This window comes from Candidatus Methylomirabilota bacterium (assembly GCA_036005065.1).
Taxonomy (GTDB): domain Bacteria; phylum Methylomirabilota; class Methylomirabilia; order Rokubacteriales; family DASRDR01; genus DASYQW01.
The window spans coordinates 19843-39503 of sequence record DASYQW010000100.1 but is presented as its reverse complement, the minus strand read 5'-3'; the positions used below and the strand labels follow the sequence as shown (position 1 = coordinate 39503).

Below are 19661 nucleotides of genomic sequence, written 5' to 3'. Positions count from 1 at the left end.
CCCGATCCTGGCCGAGACCCCGCCCGACCACCGCGGCGAGATCCAGCTCACCGACGCGCTGCGTCGCCTGCGGGAGCGACGTCCGCTCTACGCCGTCCGCTTCGCCGGGCGGCGCTTCGACACCGGGGACAAGCTCGGGTTCCTGAAGGCCACGGTGGAGATGGCCCTGGCCCGGCCCGACCTCGCCGAGCCCTTCCGGACCTACCTCAAGACCGTCATCTGACGGCGAGGAGCCCGTCCGAGTCATCGCGCCGCGCTAGCCGCGGGTAGGGTGTGTCGGAGTAATCCGACCCGGCGGACCGCCCACGGTTGATGTTCCGCTCCGAGCGCGGGCTTCGCCCGCGCCACCTTCTCCTGGGGGTGGGCCTGGGAGGGGGCCGTCGAGGCCCCCTCCCATGTCCTAGAGGTGAACCACCTCGAGCGCCTGGCTCCACTTCTCGTTCAGATATTCCAGCACGAGGCGGCGATGGCACCGATCGGCCGCCGGCTCACTGCACAGCAAGACCGTCGGCACCCGGAACCCGGCCCGGCTGATGCGATCCTCGACGCGCCGCTGGGCCATGAGCTGGAGGAAGGCCGTCTCGTACTCCGGCCAGCCGATCCTCCGCGCCTTGATGGCGCGGAACAGCTCCTCGCTCGGGGCCAGCATCGGCTCGCGCTCGTACCCGGCGCCGCACAGCTCCCGGAGGAGGAACGGCAGGTGGTCACCCCGGGTGAAGCCGGCGAGGGTCGAGGCGGTATGCAGCCGCACATCGAGCAGGCGCTTGATGCCCACCCCCCGCAGCGCGCCGAAGAACTGCTCGGCGGTCTTCCGGGTGAAGCCGATGGAGTACACGGTCATGACGCGCGGTCCGGGCCCTCAGCCGGGGTCGTCGGCGAGCTCGAACTTCGGCAGGGCCACCTCGTCGGAGACCCGCTCGAAGACGACGCGGACCGGCAAGCCGATCTCGACGCGCTCGGGTGGCGCATTGACGATGTTGCTGACCATCTGGGGCCCCTCGTCGAGCGTGATCGTGGCCAGCGTGATCGGGACCCGGTCGTTGAAGGCGGGGTGCTGGGGACGCCAGACGACGGCGAACGAGTAGATGCGGCCGCGGCCGGAGACCTGGACCCAGTCGTACTCCATGGCCAGGCATTCGGGGCAGGCCGGCCGGGGGTAGTAGATCAGGGCGCCACAGGCGCGACACTGCTGGAGCGCGAGCCGCCCGGCCACGGCCGCCTGGAAAAAGGGGCGGTTCCACTCGGTGAGCCGGGGCAGCGGGATGCCGGGGGTCTCGGCCATCGTCGCGACGGGCCTCCTCAGTCGTTGGTCAGGATCACCGCGCTCTGGCACAGGCCCTTGACGAAGCCGACCATGCCGAACCCGGTCACCAGCGCCGTCCGCGCGCCGCCGACCTGCCGGTCCCCGGCCTCGCCCTGGAGCTGCAGCACCGCCTCGGTGAGCCCGATCGCGCCGCCGCCGGCGCCGCACTGACCGCAGGAGAGCTGGCCGCCACCGGTGTTGATGGGGAGCGTGCCGGTGAGCGAGATGTCGGTCGCCTCGAGGAAGGGCCCGCCCTGCCCTTTTCGGCAGAACCCGAGGCCTTCGATCTGGATCACCTCCATGATCGGGTAGTCGTCGTAGAGCTGCAGCATGTCGATGTCGGCGTGGCCGAGCCCGGCGTCCCCGAAGAGCTCGGCGCTGAACTCGGCCCAGCCGCCTTCGAGCATCACCAGGTCCTTGGCCCGGTAGTTGGTCCGCTCGTCGCCGGCCAGGATCCGGATCGGCCGGCGCCCGAGCCGGCGCGCCCGGCGGGCCGACGTCACCACCACCGCGTCGCCGCCACTGCACGGCAGCACGCAGTCGTAGAGCCGGAGCGGGTCGGCGATGAGCCGGGCCGTGAGGTACTCCTCGAGGGTGAGCGGCGTCCGCAGGAGCGCGTTCGGATTGAGGGCGGCATTCCGCCGCTGGGTGACGGCCAGCTTGCCGAGCTGCTCCCGGGTCGTCCCGAACTCGTAGCGGTGGCGGCGCTCGACCATGGCGAAGAGGCCGTTGGTGCCGCCCATCCCGTAGGGCGCCAGGTACTCGAAGCCGGTGTTGAAGACGTTCATCATCGCCATGTGGCGCGCGACGGTGAAGGCGTCGGCGGCGACGACCACCACCACCTCGGCCTCCTCGTGCTGGATCGCCCGGGCCGCCCGCAGGAGCCCGATCACGTGCTCGGCGCCGCCGAAGGCGCCGAGGTAACCCCAGGAGAGCGTCATCCCGAGCTGCTCGGCGACGGTCGCCGTGTTGTCGGGCGGCAGCATGAACGAGCTGACTGCCAGGCCGTCCACCTCACGCTTGTCGATCCCGGCGTGAGCGAGCGCCCGGCGGATCGCGTCGGCGATGTACCAGGGCACCTCGTGGCGGGCCTGCTTGTGGTATTCGGTCTGGCCGCAGCCGACGATCACGGCGCCGTCGTAGCTCACGTCAGATCACACCCGCCCGGCGGAGCCGCTCGCACTCCTCGGCACTGAGCCCGAGCCGACCGCGATAGACCTCGTCGTTGTGCGCCCCGCGCTCGAGCCCCGGGTGGGCGACCCGGCCCGGGGTGCGGGACAGCTTCGGCACCACTGCCGGCATGCGGACGGTGCCGAAGTCCGGGTCGGCCACCGCCACGATGTCCTCCCGCGCCGCGTAGTGCGGGTCGGCGACGATCCGGCGGATGTCGTAGACCGGACCGGCGACGACGTCGGCCGCCTCGAGCCGCCGCATCGCCTCGGCCAGCGGCAGGCCGGCGAACCACTCGGCCAGCATGGCGTCGAGCACGTCGCCGTTCTCCACGCGTCGCGAGAGCGAGCCGAAGCGCGGGTCGTCGGCCAGCTCGGGTCGGTCCAGGGCCTGGGCCAGGCGGGCAAAGATCCGCTGGGAGCCGATCGAGATGGCGACGTGCTCGCCGTCGGCCGTCCGGTAGGCGTTCCGCGGGGAGTCCTCGTCCATCCGGTTGCCTCGCCGCTTCTTCACCACGCCGAGCTGGTCGAACCCGATGACCTGGGCCTCCACGATCCGGAACATGGACTCGTAGAGGCTGGCGTCGATCACCTGCCCCACGCCCGAGCCCCGGACATCGCGCTCGTAGACCGCCAGCATGGTCGCGTAGGCCGCGAAGAGACCCGTCAGGTAATCGACCAGCGGGAAGGCGGAGAAGGTCGGTGGCTTGTCGGGGAACCCGGTGAACGAGGGCACGCCGCTCATGGCCTCGGCGACGGTGCCGTAGCCGGGACGGCCGGCGTAGGGACCGGTCTGGCCGTACCCGCTGACCCGCACCATGATCAGGCGCCGATTCACCCGGACCAGCTCTTCATATCCGAGCTCCCAGCGCTCCATGGTCCCCGGGCGGAAGTTCTCGATCAGCACGTCGAAGTCGGGCAGCAGGCGCCGGAGGAGGTCGCGGCCCTCGGGCCTCCCGATGTTCAGCGTGACGAGTCTCTTGTTGCGCGCGATGACCTTCCACCAGAGGGGGCGCCCCTCCTTGATCGGCGGCCAGTTCCGGATATCGTCGCCGAGCTCGGGGTGCTCGACCTTGAGCACGTCGGCCCCGAAGTCGGCCAGGAGGGACGCCGCGATGGGCCCGGCGATCATGTTGCCGAGGTCGAGGACGCGAAGGCCGGCGATCGGCCCGAACGGCGGCGCGGTCGGCGGGGAAGACACAGCTAGAGCGGGAGCAGGGTGCCGCGGCCGCGGGTGACGGCCAGGTCGTAGACCCGGCGGGCGGTGGTGACATCCTCCACCGAGATGCCCATGGTCATGGCGATGATGACCTCGTCGGCGCGCTCGCGCCCCGGGGCCTTCCCGGCCACGACGTCGCCGATCTCGGCGGTGAGCGGCGGACTGTCGCGGAAGTAGCCCGACTCGCGCAGGTGCTCCAGCTGGGTCCGGTCGTCGGCGTAGAGCTTGTCGGCCGCCCGGAGGGCCGCCGGCCGCCAGTAACAGTCGTAGTCGATGCCCACGCCGAGCATCCCCGGCTCGAGCCAGTCGGCGTCGATCGTGCGGGGCCGATTCGGCTCGATCGGCCCGGCGGTCACCACCAGGGGGGCCCCGCGCACCGCCTCCCGGGCGCTCGGACAGGCGATGACCTCGAGGCCGTGGCGCTCGCCCACCTCGCGCGCGTAGCGGTGGAGCGCGTCGGGGTCGATGTCATACGCGTGGACCCGCCGGAGCCCGGGAAAGACCACGCGGAGCGCCTCCACGTGCCGCCGCCCCTGGACCCCGCAGCCCAGCATGGCGAAGCTCTCGATCCCGGGCCGGGCCAGGTAGCGCGCGGTCACGGCCGTCGCCGCCCCTGTCCGCATGGCGGTGATCCAGGTCGAGTCCATGACGGCGAGCGGCAAGCCGGTCTCGCTGTCGTTCAGGATCAGGAGGCCGGTGATGTACGGCAGGCCGCGGGCCGCGTTGTCCGACGAGCCGCTCTGCCACTTGCAGCCGGCGGCCCGGGCTTCGGGCACCACGCTCGTCATCGCGCTGTAGAACCGCCGCTCGCTCGGCGCCAGCCAGTGCTTGGCTGGCATGACGGCGCGCCCCCGGCCCTTCTCCCGGAACGCCTGCTCGACCGCGTCCACCACGGCCGGCATGCCGAGGTCGAGCTCCTCGACGTCCCGCCGGCTCAAGTACCGGATCCGATGCTCGTCCATCGCCGCTCGATGATGTTACTCGACTGCCGGCGGTCGCGCCAGGTATCCTATGGGCCCCGGAGGGCGGCTCGGGGCAATTCAGGGAAGCAGACATGGACTTTACGCCGCCATCGATGCTCCGCTTCCGGCTCTCCCTCTCGATACCCACGCGTGGGCACCCAGCTCCCAAAGTGCCACAACGGTGAAGTACAGGAATCCGAACGCGATGACCCGTTGAGGCTCGTCGACCCAGAGACCGGTCCCCGGCAAGTGCTCCGCCGCCACCACGGCCTTCGTGATCCCCAGTCGGGGCACCGGGAGGAGGGTGGTGGCGAACGCGAGCAGGAGATAGGCCAGCGCTCCCACCGCCCAGGAGGCCATCACCATCTGGCTCTCCCGGCCGACGGGGGCCTGGCCCAGCAGCACGCCCGATAACCGGTTCAGCGTGAGGAGCCAGAAGGCGCTGAGGGGCCACCAGGTCCCGAATGCCAGGGCAAACGCGCCCACGAAGAGCATGTAAAAACAGCTCAGCCCGAAAAGCCAGAGCGTCTTCTTCCCCCGGGGGACGTCGCTCACCATGAGGCCCGCCATGAAGCCCGAGGAGTGGACAATGATGAACTCGAGCAACATCAGGAGCATCAGGTAGGAGATCATGTGGTCGCCCAGCCGGCCCGGGGAGATCCAGGTCGTCAGGAAGGCAAAGGCGAGACCGAAATCGGGCAGCGCGGAGAAGACCCCGGCCAGCCAGGACCCGCTTCCGGGCGAATCTGCCGGCGGGTTGCCGACTCCGCGCGGGAGATCAGACACCGATTCGAATACTCGGCTCACGCCGCGGTCAGCGTGTTCTTGTGGAGCCTCCCGCCCTGCATGATGAGCGACAGGTGTGCCCCCTGATCCTGAAACAGCTTGAGGTCCTGCAGCGGGTCGCCCTCGACGACCAGGAGGTCGGCCAGCGCGCCCGCGGCCACCACGCCGAGCTCACCCGCGCGCCCCAGCAGCTCGGCGCCGATCACCGTCGCCGAGTGGAGGATCTCGCGCGGCGAGAGCACCTCCGCCCGCAGGAGGAGCTCGCGCGACTGATCGGGCTGAAGCTGTCCCAGGAGATCGCTGCCGTAGGCCATCCGGACCCCCGCCGCTCGCGCCAGCTCGAGGGAGCGGAGCCCGGCTTCCAGCACCACCTTGTTCTTCTCCAGGCTCTCCGCCCCCATCCCGAACTGGCGCCCGTGACGGTTGATCGCGTCGTAGGCGACCAGGGTCGGCACCAGGAACGCCCCCCGCGCGGCCATCAGCGTCGCCGTCGGGGCGTCGATGAGGTTCCCGTGCTCGATCACGCGCACGCCGCACTCGACGGCGCGGGCCACGGCCTCGGCCGGGTAGGCGTGGGCGCAGACGTATTTCTTGAAGGTGGCCGCCTCCTCGACGGCGGCGCGGATCTCGTCGACCGTGTACTGGAGGCTGTCGAGCGGGTCGTAGGGCGAAGCCACCCCGCCCGAGACCATGATCTTGATGTGGTCGGCGCCCTGGCGGAGCTGTTCCCGGACGGTCCGGCGCACCTCGGTCACGCCGTCCGCGATGGCGAGCGTGAAGGCCATGGCGTTGCAGGTGTGACAGCTCGCCCCGACATCGGTCCGGCGGCGAGCGTCGCTGTGGCCGCTGGTCTGCCCGATCGCTCGCCCGCCCACGAAGAGACGGGGCCCGGCCAGGTGCCCCAGCGCCACGGCCTCGCGGATGCCCCAGTCGGCGCCGCCGGTGTCGCGCACCGTGGTGAACCCGCGGTCGAGCATGGCCCGCATCAGGGGGGCCGCCCGCGCCGTCATCAGGGTGAGCGGGACCGCCTCCAGGTACCGGATGTTCACCTCCGACAGGAAGACGTGCACGTGGCAGTCGATGAGCCCGGGCATGAGTGTCCGGCCCCCGCAGTCGATCACGGTGGCGCTCGACGCCGCCAGGGGTCGCGACGAGACCTCGCGGATCCGATCGCCCTCGACCAGGACGGACGCCTCGTCGGTGAGCTCCGATCTGGTCGGGTCGAGCAGCTTCGCGTTGCGGAACAGAATCACGCTCATCGGCGGCGCCCCCTTCCCGCTGTCGGCCGTCGGCTCGCCGCTCCCCACGTCCATTCGCGAATGCCGGTTGCCGGCGCCGGGCGAATGTGGGACCTTACGGAGTCGAAACCTCTCACAGAGGAGGCATGACCATGCGTACGCGACGGTGGGTGTGTCTGTCGATCGGGGTGGCGATCGCGCTGGCCGTCCTGTCGGCGATGGCTGCCGACAAGGGCGAGCAAGAGGTGCGCGCCCTCATCCCGAAGATCGTCCAGGCCTGGGAGAGCATGGACATCGGCAAGGTCGACCCGTATTACGCCGCCGATCCGGATCTGACCTTCTTCGACGTCGCGCCCCTGAAGTACGCCAACTGGGCCGAGTACCGAACCGGCGTGCAGAAGGTGTTCTTCGAGCCCAACCGCAGCCTGAAGTTTACGGTGAAGGATGATGTGCGTGTCCACCGCCACCGCCGGCTGGCCTGGGCGACCTTCACCTTTGGCGCGGACGTCGTCAACAAGCAGGGCGCGAGCTCACACCTGGACGGACGCTGGACGATGATTCTCGAGCAGCGCAAGAACAGCTGGGTGGTGGTGCACGAGCATGTGTCGGTTCCGCTCGCCGGCTCCTGATGCAGGGCCAATTGACTTCGCCTGGCGTCGTCCTCGGTCGTCGGCCCGCCTCAACGTATGCGGCATACGCCTGATATGGAAGGACCGGTGTCAAGGGGTTTGTTCCACGCATCCGGTTCTCGCGGTTTTTTCAGGCGATATCCCGAGGGGACCGGCGCCGCGAGCGGACGAGGCGGCTTCGACGACGACTCACCCTGATATGCGCGGGTTACCTCAGGGGGCAGAGCCGCAAGGCGGTGGATCGTCGGGAGCTGCCGCCGTCTCGGGGCGCGAGTCACCGGGCACCGGGGCGCCGGCATCGCAGAGGCGTAACGCGGGCTCTCCAATCGTGCCTGCGTCGCGCCACAGCGCCGGCCGGCCTCAGGACTGGGCATATGGGACGGTGGACCTAGCTCGCTGGCTGGACCTGCCGCATCGCGGCCCAGAGGAAGCCGACGAGTTCGCGGGCCACGGCGACGATCGCGACGGGGCTGCGCTTGCCGCGGCCGACGAGGTGGCAGTAGCGCCGGTGCAGGCGCGTCTGGGCTTTCCAGGCCAGGGCCTGGAGGGCGCTGGGTTGGCCTGCACTGCGGGCGGCCAAGCGGGCACTGCAGCGGGGCCGGTGGCGGTAATGCCAGGCGGCTTCGACGAGGATGCGGCGGGCATGCGTGTTTCCGGCCTTGGTGATCCCGAAGCGGCGGTGCCGGTCGGCGGTGGTGAGCTCACTGGGCACCAGGCCGAGGAAGGCCATGAGCTCACGCGGGGTGTGAAAGCGCTGGAAGTCGTGCAGTTCGGTGAGCAGGACCATGGCCGAGAGGGTGTCGATGCCGCGGAAGCACCGGAGCCAGCCGACCGGCTCGGCGTAGGGCGCGCGCTGGGCGAGGGCCTGCAGCTCACGCTCGAGGTCGGCGCGGCGGGCGAGGGCGTGCTCCACCGCGTGCAGGTGAGCGGCGAGGGTGTGCTGCAGCGCCGGGTCGTCAAACTGCTGAGCGCGGAGCCAGGCCCAGTGGCGAGCGGTCCAGTGGCGGCCGGGACAATAGACGCGGTCGTGGCGGTCGAGGAAGCGGACGAGGCGGTGTTGCCAGCGGCGGACGTCCTCGTGGATGTCTTCGCGGCAGCGGACGAGATCGCGGACGGCTTCCTGGGCTTCGTCGGGGACATGGATGGCCGTCAGCTCGCCGGCGCGGAGGAGGCGGGCCAGCTTGAGGGCATCGCGCTTGTCGGTCTTGATGCGGTCGCCCGGTTTGCGCGGGGTGAGGGCGGGCGCAGCGACGGTACAGGTGACCCCGAGGGCGGTGAGCCGCCGGTACAAGGCGTAGCCGGCCGGGCCCGCCTCGTAAGCGGCGTGCACGGTGCCCTCGCGCTGCAGGCGCTTGACGAGCTGCCCGATGGCGTGCGGCTCGTTGGGGATGCGCCGCCCCTCCGGCTCGTGCTGCCCGGGCCGCAGAATGCCGGCGACGATCACGCGCTTGCTGTCATCGAGTCCCACGTAGATGGTATCCTGCTCCATGACCGGCCTCCTTTTGCATGTGGCTCTGTTCCTCCGTGGGAGCAACCCACGAAAGAGTGCAACAAGTGAGGCCGGTCCTTCCATATTGTCTCGGCCCGCCTCCTCCCTGCGTCCTAGGGCTGCTCGGGGCTCGGCCCGGTCCCATCGCCCAGACCCCATCACGCTGCTGGTCCGAAGGTACCCCGATGAGCCGGCCCGGTCCCATCGTCGGACCCGGTCGCGTGGCTGGACCGAAGGTCCTCCGATGACCGACGCGCCACTCGTCGTGCGCCACGACCGGCTCGAGGCCTTCGCCCTGACGATTCTCGAGCGCTGGGGTACGCCGCCTCGGATCGCCCGGCTGACCGTGGACCTCATGGTCGGCACCGACCTGCGAGGAGTGGACTCCCACGGAGTCGGGATGCTGCCCAAGTATCACGAGTGGTTCCGGGCCGGCTACATCCTGCCGGCCGCCGAGCCCAAGATCATGCGCGATGAGGAGTCGACGGCCACCATCGACGGCAACCAGGCCTGGGGCCATTACGTCGGGACACGCGCGATGGAGCTCGCCATCGCCAAGGCTCGCACCTCCGGGGTCGGCTTCGTCGCCGTCTACAACTCGAACCATTACGGCGCCGCCGCCAACTACTCGATGATGGCCCTCGCCCACGACATGATCGGCCTCAGCATGACGAACGCGCCCTGGCCCGCCACCGTGCCCACCTTCGGCAAGAAGCCCCTCCTCGGCACGAACCCGCTCTCGGTGGCGGCCCCGGCCGGACGCGAGTATCCGTTCGTCCTCGACATGGCCACCAGCACGGTGGCGATCGGGAAGCTGGCGGTCGCCTCGCGCTGGGCCAAGCCCATCCCGGCGGGCTGGGCCCTGGATTCGACGGGCCGGCCGACGACCGACCCCGACCTGGCCCTGGCCACCCGCTTCCTCACGCCGCTCGGCGGGACCCCCGAGCAGGGCAGCCACAAGGGCTACGGGCTCTCGGTGATGGTGGACATCCTGGCCGGCGTGCTGAGCGGGGCCGCCCATTCCGACGTCCACCGCCGGAGCCCGGGCGCGACCACGCGCGCCAACGTCGGCCATTTCTTCGGAGCGATCGACGTCGGGCGATTCCGTCCGATCGACGCATTCAAAGCCGACATCGACGATCTCCTCCGCTCCCTCAAGGACTCGCCCAAGGCGGAGGGCGCCGAGCGGATCTGGGTGGCCGGCGAGCCGGAGTGGGAGTGCGAGCAGAGGCGCCGGCGCGAGGGGATCCCGCTGGCCCCGGGGCTGGTCAGGCAGCTCCGCTCGCTGGCCGCCGAGCTCGGCGTTCCGTTCTCGCTCGCCTCGCCGGCCTGACAGCTCCCGGCCCTGAGATCCTGCCGGAGCCCCCCAGAGGGGGCGGAGCCCCCGCCGGAGTGGTCACGCGGGATCGCTGGCCAGCCTCCCGTTGACCCCCCAGTGGGACTTCTCGACGTCCTGGAAGACGATGTGCACCTGGTCGGGCGTGGTCTTGCCGATCTTCACCATGGCCTCGGTGATGGCGGCGACGATCTCGCGCCGCTGCTGCTCGGTCCGCCCGGCGAACCACTGAATCGTGATGTTCGGCATGGTCTCTCCTCCTGTGCGCTCGTTCCGGCCGTGGCCTCAGATATGATAGGCCAGCAGTCGCTCGAGGGCCGCCTCGACCCGGCTGACGTCTCGCCCCTCGCGCCGAAGGCGCCGATTCCGGCGCCAGCACTCGAGGGCCCCGGTCCGCTGGCCATCCTCTCCGACTTCCCGGGAAAGCCGCATCACCGTGGCGACCCGCGGCCGTCGCCGGGCCTGGTAGCTGTGGAGCGCCGCCTCCGGAGACCGGGCCCCCCGATGAGCCGCGGCCAGCTCCTCGGCCAGGACGGCTGCGTCCTCCATGGCCATGCCCGCGCCCTGGCCCAGGTTGGGGCTGAGGGCGTGGGCGGCATCTCCCAGGAGCACCGCGCGCCCGCGTACCCACTCGAGCTGGTGGATCTCCTCGATGTCGGTGCACAGGACCGCCTCGGTCGTCTCGATGCGGCCGAGCGCGCGGGCGACCCGTGGATCGGTGAACCCGCCGAAGAGCGCCCGGAGCTCGGCGGGGCTCCCCAGCGCCTGGGCGGGACTCGTCCGGGGCGCGTTGAAGGTCGTCCACACATAGAGCTGGTCCTTCGAGATGGGGACGAGGCCGATCCGCTGGCCACGCCCGAGGAACTCGGTGAAGTGCTCGACGCGGTCCTCGTTCTCCACGACGAGGCGATGCGACCGGTAGCCGAGATAGACCGGCTCCTTCGGCCCGAACACGCGTCCGCGCACTTCGGAGTGGATCCCGTCGGCCCCCACCAGGAGCTCGGCCTCCAGGCGATGGCCGCCCCCCACCCCGATGCTCACCCCGTCGGCGGCGACCTCGAGGCCGCGGAGCCTGACTCCGAACCGCACCGTGCCCGGCGGGAGGCCATCGAGGAGGACCTGGTGGAGATGGGCCCGGTGGACCAGCAGGCCGAGCGCGATCTTCCCCGCCTCGTGGAGTGGCCGGTGATCGCGGGTCGCCAGGAGGCGCCCCCGGTGATCGCAGGTCTCGCGAGCCAGGTACGGCCACCCGCGCTCGCGGAGAGGCTCGGCGAGCCCGTTCCGCTCGAGCACCCGCATGGCGTTGGGGTTCATGATGATCCCGGCCCCGACCGGCGCCGGGGTCGGCGTCCGCTCGAGCACGGTCACCGGGAGCCCCCGGATGGCAAGCTCGCGCGCGAGCGAGAGCCCCCCGATGCCCCCGCCGATGACGAGCGTCCGAGGCGGCAGGGCGGCGGCCATCAGTACCCCAACGCGGCGCCGAACCCCGCCACTCGCGCTCCGCTCGACTCAACGGCCCCGGGAAAGGCCCACACCCAGGAAGAGGACGACGGCGGCCAGGAGGATGAGGGCGCGGTCGAGCCAGCGAAGGCCGCCCAGGACGACGGCGGCGGGGATCCCCCGCTCGATCTCCCGGACCACGCGCGGAATCAGGGCAAAGTCACGGTGCGCGGCCAGCGGGACGAGGACGAGGACGAGCAGCACCTTGCTCATCAGCCAGGCGCTGTCGAGCCGGGTGTGGCGAAGATTCTCGAGGCCGGTCAGGACGAGGAGTCCGACCGCCACCCAGGCGCTGACCCGGGCCCGGGTCAGGAGGATCACGGGCAACCGTTCGCCCCGGGCGAGGGCGGGGACGACGAGGTGGCTCGCGTAGAGGAGCCCGCCGACCCAGACCGCCGCCGCCAGCAGGTGGAGCCAGACGACCAGGAGGCGCGTCATGCGCGCGGATCGGCGTCGCCCGTCCGGCGGCGCCGGCCTCTCATGGGCGGCTGTCCAGGATCGCGCCCATCACCCGATCCGTCTCGGCCAGGTTCGCGAAGACGTGATCGGGCGCGCAGGCGGTCAGCTCCGCTACGGCGTGACGGCCGGTGGCGACCGCGATACACCGGGCTCCGAAGGCGCGGCCACATCCGACGTCTCGCGGCGTGTCGCCGATGATCACCAGGTCCGGGCCCAGGAATGCCCGGCCCACCAGCGCGGCGGCCCGTCCCGCCGCCACAGCCGGGAGGCACGTGCGGTCGGCGTGGTCCGAGCCATAGGCGCCGACCCGGAACCGCGGGAGGAGTCCGGTCGGCTCGAGCTTGATTCGGGCGCCCGCCTCAATGTTGCCCGTGAGCAGCCCCACCAGGCAGTCCCCGCGCCCGGCCAGCGCCTCGACGAGCGCCGCCACCCCGGGGTAGAGGGTGACCTGCCGGCCATCCCCGATTTCCCCCGCGAGGTGTCCGAGGTAGTGGGCGAAGAGGTCGGCCTCGCGGGCGGCGATCTCCGCCGGCGAGAGCCCGGCCGCGCCGAGAAGGTCCCGGATGATCTGCGGATCGGTCCCGCCATGGAAATCGTAGGTATCGATCGGACCGGCCGTGCCATATACGTCCAGGAGCGCCTGGCCGAGGGCCCGGCGGCCGGCGCCGCTGGCCGACAAGAGCGTCCCGTCGATGTCGAAGCAGACGAGCTTCACCGGGACACTCAGCCGAGTGGAGAGATCGCGCGCAGGCGGTCGACGATCGGGGGAAGCTCCGCCAGGAAGACGTGGATGTCCTCCGCTCGCGTCCAGCGCCCCAACGTGACGCAGAGCGACCCTTCGGCCACGGGCGAATCGAGGCCGAGCGCCCGCAAGACGTGCGAGGGTTCCCCCGTGAGGGCGACACAGGCCGAGCCCGTGGCCGCCGAGATGCCGACGAGATCGAGCGCCAGGAGGAGGCTCTCGCCCTTCACCCCGGGGACGACGACGCTCGCATGGTGCGGTAAGCGGCCCACGCGCGGCCCGGTCAGCCGCACCGTTCCGCACGAGGCCAGGAGCCCCTCGGTCAGCCGGTCTCGCAGCTCCACCAGCCGGGCCGTCTCGGCCGGTCCATCGCGAAGGGCCACCTCCGCCGCCACGCCCAGTCCGACCACACCCGCGAGATTCTCCGTGCCCGATCGCAGGCCGCCTTCCTGCCCCCCGCCCAGGATCTGCGGGATGAGGCGGAGGCCGGGACGGACCCAGAGCGCGCCGACGCCGGGGGGGCCGTAGAGATCGTTGGCGGCCAGCGTCAACAGATCGATGCCATCGGCTTCGACGGCCAGCGGCACGCGGCCCACCGCTCCCACCCCGTCCACATGGAAGGGGACGCCGGCCGCCTGCGCGATGGCGGCGATCGCTGCCCAGGGCTGGATCACGCCGATCTCGGCGTTGGCGGCTCCGATGGAGACCAGACAGGTATCGGCGCGCAGCGCCGCTCGAACCTGGTCCGGAGCCACCCGGCCTGCCGGATCGACGGGCAGGAAGGTCACCTCGAAGCCATGCTTCATGAGGTCGCGGCACGGCGTCAGGACCGACGGGTGCTCGATGGCCGTGGTGACGACGTGGCGGCCCGCCCGCCGAAGGGCCACTCCCTTGATCGCGACGTTGTTGGCCTCGGTGGCGCCGCTGGTGAAGACGACGCCCTCCGCGCGGCCGCCCACGAGCCGACCGACCTTGGCCCGGGCGGCGGCGAGCGAGTCACGAGCTTCCTGGCCCAGCGTGTGAATAGCCGAGGGATTGCCCACCCACCCTTCGAGAAAGGGCGTCATGACGGCCAGCACGCGCGGGTCGACGGGGGCAAAGCCCCCGTAATCCAGGTAGATCCGGCGCCCGGATCCCGGGGGGCCGAGCCTATCCGGTCTTTCGGACCAAGAAGCGGTAGATCGGGCCGTCCTTCGTGACCGCAACGAGCTCGTTCCCGGTCCGCCTGGCCCAACTCTTCATGTCGGCGTCGCTGGCGGGGTCGTCGGAGAGCATCTCCAGAACCTGGCCGGCCGTCATCGTCTTGATCGCCTCACGCGTCTTGACGATCGGCATGGGGCAGAACAGGCCGAGACAGTCGAGCACGCGGTCGGCCTGGATCTCGGTCTGCATCGCGGGCACCCCTCACCGTACCGCACCGATGGATTGCGTGTCAAGCCAGCCTCGGGCAAGAGAAACGTCTTGCACTTCGCGGGAATCGCTTCGGGCCATCGCCTAACTGGTTAAAACAGATTCAAGTCGGAGGCAGAAATGACTAAGAATCGACCATCGGGACCCGCCCGAGCGTCGAGGGAAGCCGGGAATCGCTTATGTGACAGGAGGTTCAGCATGGGCCCCTGATTGGTACTCTCGTTGCACTGCCCACCTGGACACCCGGAAGGGTGGTCACCGAGGAACCAACGCAGGCCTCACGGTGGGGGAGACACGGCATGGCGCCCAGATTTCAGAAGCCGCAACCGAGCACGAGCGACACCCGAGGATCGATCAGTGAACGCGTTGCTTTTCCCTTGACAGCCTCGCGGGCGGATGAAACTATGTCGCCCTACGCCGAATTAACGCCAACAACGTTGAGGGACGCCAAGGCGCATCGCCGGCCCAGCGTCGTCAATCAAGCGGAAGGACAAGCGATGGCTGAGCGCCGGGGCCAAGCGACGGCCGAGATCCTGACGATCCGCGACGTTGCCGCCTATTTGAAGCTACCCGTCTCCACCGTGTACCGGTTGGCGGAGCGCCGCGAGCTCCCGGGCCACAAGGTGGGACGGCAGTGGCGATTCCACAAGTCCATCCTGGATGACTGGTTCCGCCAGCATGCGGCGAACCTTCGGGTGACCATCCTGGTCGTGGACGACGAGGACGTGACCCGGCAGTTCATCGCTTCGGCCCTCCAGACCGCCCAGCGCCACGTGCTCACGGCGGCCAGCGGCGAGGAGGCGCTCGAGATCGCCAAGCAGACCGACCTCGACGTGGCCCTCCTCGACCTCATCATGCCGGGGATCAGCGGCGTCGAGACGTTCCGGCAGCTCCACGCCCTTCGCCCCGAGTTGCCCGTCGTCATCGTGACCGGCTACCCCGACTCGGAGCTCATGTCGAAGGCGCTCGAGATCGGGCCGTTCACGATGATCAACAAACCCATCGACCTCAGCCATCTCCAGAAGGTCGTCGACGTGATCGTGGGAGCCTGACGCCGAGCCTCGTCGACGAGGCCCGCTGAGTCTCTCCCTCCGCCGCGTCCTCGAGCGCGGCCCCTTGCCCTTCGGATCGCCCCGCTCCGGGAGTACAATCGAAGGCGCCCGTCACCCACCCGAAGGGAGCAGGATGCCGAGCGAAGCCGGACTCATCAGAGGGCTGGAGGGGGTCGTCGCGGCCGCCACCCGGCTCTGTGATCTCGACGGCGCCCAGGGGCGCCTCGCCTACAACGGCTACGACATCGCCGACCTGGCGCGTCACGCGCAGTTCGAGGAAGTGGTGTGGCTGCTCTGGCACGGGGAGCTTCCGACCCCCGCCGAGCTGCACGGTCTCCGGACGGAGCTCACCGAGGCGCGGCCCCTGTCTCCCCTCCTCCTCCGGGTCTTCCGTCTGCTCCCGAAGGAGATGCACCCCATGCGGGTCCTCCAGGCGGCGCTGGCCCTCCTGGGGGCGCTCGACCCCGATGGCGAAGACAATTCGGCCGAGGCCAACCGGCGGAAAGCCGTCCGGCTCGTGGCCCAGATGGCGACGGTGACGGCGGCCTTTCATCGAGTGCGCCAGGGCAAGCGTCCGGTCCCGCTTCGCCCCGAGCTTTCCCACGCGGCGAACTTCCTCTACATGGTCGCCGGCCGCAAGCCCAAGGCGGTCAATGTCCGGGCCTTCGACGCGGCGCTGGTCCTCTACGCCGAGCACGAGTTCAACGCGTCCACCTTCACGGCGCGGGTGGTCGCCTCGACGCTGGCGGACATGCACTCGGCGGTGTCCGGCGCGCTCGGCGCCCTCAAGGGCCCGCTCCATGGCGGCGCCGGCGAGGCCGTCATGCGCACCCTCGAGGAGATCGGGACGCCGGACCGGGCCGAGACCTTCACGCGGCAGGCCCTCGCCGAGAAGCGGCGGCTGATGGGATTCGGCCATCGGGTCTACAAGGCGGGCGACCCTCGGGCCGCGATCCTCCGCGGGTTGGCCGAGAAGGCGTGCCGGCAGTCGGGCGAGGGCGTCTGGTTCGAAACGGCCGGGCGCCTGCACGAGGCCGTCAACCGGGAGAAGGGACTCATCCCCAACGTGGACTTCTATTCGGCTCCGCTCTTCCGGGCGCTCGGACTCCCGGTGGATCTGTTCGTCCCCGTCATCGCCGTCTCCCGGGTGGCGGGCTGGACCGCCAACATCCTGGAGCAGCACGCCGACAACCGCCTCATCCGGCCTCGCGCCGAGTACGTGGGGACGCCGCCGCGCCCGTTCCGGCCGCTGGCGGCCCGGAGCTGAGCGGCCGAGCGCCAGATGCCGCAGAGCGTCGTCCAGAAGCTCGTGGCCGGGCACCTGACGGCCGGGGAGGCGGTTGCCGGCTGCGAGATCGGGCTGCGGATCGATCAGGTCCTCCTCACCGACACCAACGGCACGATGGCCTGGCTCCAATTCGAAGCCATGGGCTTCTCGCGGGTCCAGGCGCCCACGGTCGTCACGTACGCGGATCACAACGTGTACCAGTTCGACTCCCGCAACACCGACGATCACCGCTATCTGGCGACCGTCTCACGCCACTACGGCGGTCACTACTCGAAGCCGGGAAACGGCATCTGTCACCAGGTCCACCTGGAAACGTTCGGAGCACCCGGCCTCGCCCTGCTCGGCTCGGACAGCCACACGCCGCTCTGCGGCGCGCTCGGCATGCTCGCGATCGGCGCCGGCGGCCTCGACGTCGCGTGCGCCATGGGCGGGGCTCCCTATTTCTTGTCGATGCCACAGGTCGTGCGGGTCGTCCTCAAGGGTCGCCTCCGGCCCTGGGTCACCGCGAAGGACGTCATCCTCGAGCTGCTGCGACGGCTCACGGTGCGCGGCGGATTCGGCAAGATCTTCGAGTATGCCGGCCCGGGCGTCGGCACGCTCACGGTGCCGCAGCGGGCGACGATCGCCAACATGGGCGCCGAGCTCGGGCTCACGACGTCCGTCTTCCCGTCCGACGACGTGACGCGCAGCTACCTCGCCCGGCTCGGACGTGAGGCCGAGTGGCAGCCCCTCGCGCCGGATCCCGAGGCCCGGTACGACGAGACGATCGAGGTGGACCTGGGGGCGCTCGAGCCGCTGGTCGCGCTCCCGGGCTCGCCCGACCACGTGGTGCCCGTGGGTGACGTCGAGGGCACGACGATCGACCAGGTGCTGGTCGGATCCTGCACCAACGGCTCGTGGGAAGACATGTACGTGGTGGCCGAGATCCTGCGCGGGCGGCGGGTCCACCCCGACGTCTCGTTCGTCCTCTTCCCGGCGAGCCAGCAGATCCTCGAGACGATGGCGCGCAAGGGCCTCGTGGCCGACCTCATCGCCGCCGGCGCGGTCGTCTCCGAGTCGACCTGCGGGGCGTGCCCCGGGATCGGGCACGTGCCGGCCTCGGGCTCGAAGAGCCTCCGCGCCTTCAACCGGAACTTCCCGGGCCGAAGCGGCGTCAAGGACGATGAGGTCTACCTCTGCTCGTCCCAGACGGCGTCCGTCTCGGCGCTCCGCGGCGTCATCACGGATCCGCGACGGCTCGGCCGGGCCCCCGAGGTCGTCTTCCCGCCACGCTTCGCGCCGGCGACGGCGGGGCTCATCCCCCCGGCCACCGACGGAGCCGCCGCCGCCGTCATCAAGGGCCCGAACATCCGCGAGGTCCCCATCGGCCAGCCGGTCGGCGACGAGGTGGCCGGGTCCGTCCTGATCAGGGTCGGCGACAAGGTCTCGACCGACGACATCCTGCCGGCCGGCGCCCAGATCCTGGTCTTCCGGTCGAATATTCCCGCCATCGCGGAGTTCCTGTTCAAGCACGTCGATCCCGAGTTTCCGGCCCGCGCCCGGGCCGCCGGCACCGGCTTCATCGTGGCCGGGCAGACCTACGGCCAGGGCTCGTCGCGCGAGCACGCCGCGATCGCCCCGATGTACCTCGGGGTGCGGGGGGTCCTGGCCAAGACCTTTGCCCGGATCCACCGCGCGAACCTGATCAACTGGGGCATCCTGCCGCTGGAGTTCGCCGATCCCGCGGACTACGACACGATCGTGCCCGGCCACCGGCTGCGAATCCGCGGGATCACGGCCGGGCTCGCCGAGGGGAGGCTCACGGTGGAGGACGAGACCACCGGCCGCCAGGTCGCGGTGCGCTGCGTCCTCACCGACCGGGAGCGGGAGATCCTCCTGGCCGGCGGGCGGCTCCGCCATACCGTCCAGCAGGGCGCCGGGGCTCACCCGCGTCTTCCCCGGGCCTCCACCGAGGCGGGGGCCGACGCTCCTCGATCACCGCGTGGCCCAGCGTAGGATCCGCGCCGTCTTCATGCGCGGCGGGACGAGCCGCGCGCTGTTCTTCCACGAGCAGGATGTTCCCCCGGCCGGCGACGCGCGCGATCGGATGCTGCTGGCCGCTCTCGGGAGCCCGGACCCGTACGGCCGCCAGCTCGACGGCCTGGGCGGAGGGATCTCGTCTCTCTCGAAGGCGTGCATCATCGGGCCGCCGACCCATGCCGAAGCCGACGTCGACTACACCTTCGCCCAGGTCCACGTGGGGCAGCCGGTCGTCGACTACAGCGGGAACTGCGGGAACTGCGCCTCCGCCGTCGGACCCTTCGCGATCGACGAGCGCCTCGTCCCGCCGACGGGCGCCGACACGGTCGTCCGTATCCACAACACCAACACGAAGAAGCTCATCGTGGCCCACGTGCCCGTCGCCGGCGGCGAGGCCGCGGTGGCCGGCGACTTCGAGCTCCCGGGCGTCCCCGGGCGCGGGGCGCGGATCGCGCTCGACTTCCTCGACCCCGGAGGCGCCGGCTCGGGACGCCTGCTGCCCACCGGACGGGCCCGTGACCTCGTCGAGGGGCTTCCGGCCTCGCTGGTGGACGCGACGAACCCGGTGGCGTTCGTCCGCGCCGTGGATCTCGGCCTCACGGGAACCGAGTCGCCGCAGGCGATCGACGCCGACCGGGGCCTGGGGGCTCGGCTCGAAGCGATCCGCCGCGGCGCCGCGGCGCGGATGGGGATCCCGGGCAGCGCGGCGACGCCGAAGATCGCCCTGGTGGCGCCCGCCACGGCGTTCACGGCGCTCGACGGGCGCGGCTACGGGCTCGAGCAGATGGACCTGGTGGCCCGCGTCGTCTCCATGGGCAACTGCCACCGCGCCTTCGCGCTCACCGCCGCCATGTGCCTGGCGGTGGCCGCCCGGGTCGACGGCACCGTCGTCCACGAATGCGCGACCCGGCGTGCCGGAGACGTCCGGCTGGGCCACCCCTCGGGGATCCTGCCGATCGCGGCGGCGGTGACGATCCGCGACGGGGAGCCCTGGGCCGAGCGCGTCACCGTCTATCGAACCGCCCGGCGCCTCATGGAAGGCTACGTGCGCGTCCCGTGA

At 70.9% G+C, this 19661-nt stretch carries 21 protein-coding genes; 7 read left to right on the top strand and 14 right to left on the bottom strand.

Going from position 1 to position 19661, the window contains the following annotated elements; all coding sequences use genetic code 11:
- Window positions 1-223, top strand: a 223-nt coding sequence (locus VGW35_07560) for a UTP--glucose-1-phosphate uridylyltransferase (protein ID HEV8307510.1), incomplete at its 5' end; no start/stop codon positions are given.
- A 177-nt stretch (window positions 224-400) separates the two neighbouring features.
- Here VGW35_07560 and VGW35_07555 read toward each other — a convergent pair.
- The 7 genes from VGW35_07555 to VGW35_07525 form a co-directional block, all read right to left on the bottom strand.
- Window positions 401-841, bottom strand: a complete 441-nt coding sequence (locus tag VGW35_07555) for a DUF488 domain-containing protein (GenBank protein ID HEV8307509.1) — start codon at window positions 839-841, stop codon at window positions 401-403.
- 18 nt (window positions 842-859) lie between these two features.
- On the bottom strand, window positions 860-1282 hold the full coding sequence (locus VGW35_07550; GenBank protein ID HEV8307508.1) for a Zn-ribbon domain-containing OB-fold protein: 423 nt from the start codon (window positions 1280-1282) through the stop codon (window positions 860-862).
- A gap of 17 nt (window positions 1283-1299) precedes the next feature.
- Window positions 1300-2451 (bottom strand): thiolase family protein, encoded by a 1152-nt coding sequence (locus VGW35_07545; protein HEV8307507.1) that lies wholly within the window; start codon window positions 2449-2451, stop codon window positions 1300-1302.
- A gap of 1 nt (window position 2452) precedes the next feature.
- Window positions 2453-3673, bottom strand: coding sequence for a CoA transferase (locus VGW35_07540; protein HEV8307506.1), 1221 nt, complete (start codon window positions 3671-3673; stop codon window positions 2453-2455).
- Window positions 3674-3675: 2 nt separating this feature from the next.
- Window positions 3676-4653, bottom strand: coding sequence for an ornithine cyclodeaminase family protein (locus VGW35_07535; protein HEV8307505.1), 978 nt, complete (start codon window positions 4651-4653; stop codon window positions 3676-3678).
- A gap of 99 nt (window positions 4654-4752) precedes the next feature.
- Window positions 4753-5439, bottom strand: a complete 687-nt coding sequence (locus tag VGW35_07530) for a hypothetical protein (GenBank protein ID HEV8307504.1) — start codon at window positions 5437-5439, stop codon at window positions 4753-4755.
- A 17-nt stretch (window positions 5440-5456) separates the two neighbouring features.
- The gene (locus tag VGW35_07525) at window positions 5457-6698 is read right to left on the bottom strand and encodes an amidohydrolase family protein (GenBank protein HEV8307503.1); all 1242 of its coding nucleotides are present in this window, start codon (window positions 6696-6698) and stop codon (window positions 5457-5459) included.
- Between the two features lie 131 nt (window positions 6699-6829).
- On the opposite strand from VGW35_07525, the gene VGW35_07520 reads away from it, so the two are divergent.
- Window positions 6830-7306, top strand: a complete 477-nt coding sequence (locus VGW35_07520; GenBank protein HEV8307502.1) for a nuclear transport factor 2 family protein — start codon at window positions 6830-6832, stop codon at window positions 7304-7306.
- A 388-nt stretch (window positions 7307-7694) separates the two neighbouring features.
- Here VGW35_07520 and VGW35_07515 read toward each other — a convergent pair whose 3' ends face one another.
- A complete protein-coding gene (locus tag VGW35_07515) occupies window positions 7695-8795 on the bottom strand; it encodes an IS110 family transposase (protein ID HEV8307501.1) in 1101 nt (366 codons plus the stop codon).
- 244 nt (window positions 8796-9039) lie between these two features.
- On the opposite strand from VGW35_07515, the gene VGW35_07510 reads away from it, so the two are divergent.
- Window positions 9040-10128, top strand: coding sequence for an Ldh family oxidoreductase (locus VGW35_07510; GenBank protein ID HEV8307500.1), 1089 nt, complete (start codon window positions 9040-9042; stop codon window positions 10126-10128).
- A gap of 63 nt (window positions 10129-10191) precedes the next feature.
- Here VGW35_07510 and VGW35_07505 read toward each other — a convergent pair whose 3' ends face one another.
- From VGW35_07505 to VGW35_07480, 6 genes are read right to left on the bottom strand one after another with little or no spacing between them, the layout of a single operon-like run.
- Window positions 10192-10380 carry a 4-oxalocrotonate tautomerase family protein gene (locus VGW35_07505; GenBank protein HEV8307499.1) on the bottom strand — a complete coding sequence of 63 codons (189 nt, stop codon included), beginning with the start codon at window positions 10378-10380 and terminating at the stop codon, window positions 10192-10194.
- A gap of 36 nt (window positions 10381-10416) precedes the next feature.
- Complete coding sequence (locus VGW35_07500; GenBank protein HEV8307498.1) at window positions 10417-11592, bottom strand: FAD-dependent oxidoreductase; 1176 nt, start codon at window positions 11590-11592, stop codon at window positions 10417-10419.
- Window positions 11593-11640: 48 nt separating this feature from the next.
- On the bottom strand, window positions 11641-12069 hold the full coding sequence (locus VGW35_07495; GenBank protein HEV8307497.1) for a hypothetical protein: 429 nt from the start codon (window positions 12067-12069) through the stop codon (window positions 11641-11643).
- Window positions 12070-12109: 40 nt separating this feature from the next.
- Window positions 12110-12805, bottom strand: coding sequence for an HAD hydrolase-like protein (locus VGW35_07490; GenBank protein ID HEV8307496.1), 696 nt, complete (start codon window positions 12803-12805; stop codon window positions 12110-12112).
- Between the two features lie 8 nt (window positions 12806-12813).
- A complete protein-coding gene (locus tag VGW35_07485; GenBank protein HEV8307495.1) occupies window positions 12814-13947 on the bottom strand; it encodes a cysteine desulfurase family protein in 1134 nt (377 codons plus the stop codon).
- A gap of 34 nt (window positions 13948-13981) precedes the next feature.
- Window positions 13982-14224, bottom strand: coding sequence for a sulfurtransferase TusA family protein (locus tag VGW35_07480; protein ID HEV8307494.1), 243 nt, complete (start codon window positions 14222-14224; stop codon window positions 13982-13984).
- A 515-nt stretch (window positions 14225-14739) separates the two neighbouring features.
- Between VGW35_07480 and VGW35_07475 the strand changes: the two genes are divergently transcribed.
- The 4 genes from VGW35_07475 (at window position 14740) to VGW35_07460 (ending at window position 19661) form a co-directional block, all read left to right on the top strand.
- Entirely contained in the window at window positions 14740-15294 is a 555-nt protein-coding gene (locus VGW35_07475) for a response regulator (GenBank protein HEV8307493.1), read from the top strand.
- A 133-nt stretch (window positions 15295-15427) separates the two neighbouring features.
- The gene (locus VGW35_07470; protein HEV8307492.1) at window positions 15428-16561 is read left to right on the top strand and encodes a citrate/2-methylcitrate synthase; all 1134 of its coding nucleotides are present in this window, start codon (window positions 15428-15430) and stop codon (window positions 16559-16561) included.
- A gap of 15 nt (window positions 16562-16576) precedes the next feature.
- Window positions 16577-18577 carry an aconitate hydratase gene (locus VGW35_07465; protein HEV8307491.1) on the top strand — a complete coding sequence of 667 codons (2001 nt, stop codon included), beginning with the start codon at window positions 16577-16579 and terminating at the stop codon, window positions 18575-18577.
- Window positions 18564-19661, top strand: a complete 1098-nt coding sequence (locus tag VGW35_07460; protein HEV8307490.1) for a PrpF domain-containing protein — start codon at window positions 18564-18566, stop codon at window positions 19659-19661. The genes VGW35_07465 and VGW35_07460 overlap by 14 nt, the downstream gene beginning before the upstream one ends.

Bases quoted from the DNA above. Each gene is read 5' to 3' on its own strand.
- VGW35_07555 (HEV8307509.1), bottom strand. From the start codon at position 841: ATGACCGTGTACTCCATCGGCTTCACCCGGAAGACCGCCGAGCAGTTC.
- VGW35_07550 (HEV8307508.1), bottom strand. From the start codon at position 1,282: ATGGCCGAGACCCCCGGCATCCCGCTGCCCCGGCTCACCGAGTGGAAC.
- VGW35_07535 (HEV8307505.1), bottom strand. From the start codon at position 4,653: ATGGACGAGCATCGGATCCGGTACTTGAGCCGGCGGGACGTCGAGGAG.
- VGW35_07525 (HEV8307503.1), bottom strand. From the start codon at position 6,698: ATGAGCGTGATTCTGTTCCGCAACGCGAAGCTGCTCGACCCGACCAGA.
- VGW35_07520 (HEV8307502.1), top strand. From the start codon at position 6,830: ATGCGTACGCGACGGTGGGTGTGTCTGTCGATCGGGGTGGCGATCGCG.
- VGW35_07515 (HEV8307501.1), bottom strand. From the start codon at position 8,795: ATGGAGCAGGATACCATCTACGTGGGACTCGATGACAGCAAGCGCGTG.
- VGW35_07510 (HEV8307500.1), top strand. From the start codon at position 9,040: ATGACCGACGCGCCACTCGTCGTGCGCCACGACCGGCTCGAGGCCTTC.
- VGW35_07505 (HEV8307499.1), bottom strand. From the start codon at position 10,380: ATGCCGAACATCACGATTCAGTGGTTCGCCGGGCGGACCGAGCAGCAG.
- VGW35_07500 (HEV8307498.1), bottom strand. From the start codon at position 11,592: ATGGCCGCCGCCCTGCCGCCTCGGACGCTCGTCATCGGCGGGGGCATC.
- VGW35_07495 (HEV8307497.1), bottom strand. From the start codon at position 12,069: ATGACGCGCCTCCTGGTCGTCTGGCTCCACCTGCTGGCGGCGGCGGTC.
- VGW35_07480 (HEV8307494.1), bottom strand. From the start codon at position 14,224: ATGCAGACCGAGATCCAGGCCGACCGCGTGCTCGACTGTCTCGGCCTG.
- VGW35_07475 (HEV8307493.1), top strand. From the start codon at position 14,740: ATGGCTGAGCGCCGGGGCCAAGCGACGGCCGAGATCCTGACGATCCGC.
- VGW35_07470 (HEV8307492.1), top strand. From the start codon at position 15,428: ATGCCGAGCGAAGCCGGACTCATCAGAGGGCTGGAGGGGGTCGTCGCG.
- VGW35_07465 (HEV8307491.1), top strand. From the start codon at position 16,577: ATGCCGCAGAGCGTCGTCCAGAAGCTCGTGGCCGGGCACCTGACGGCC.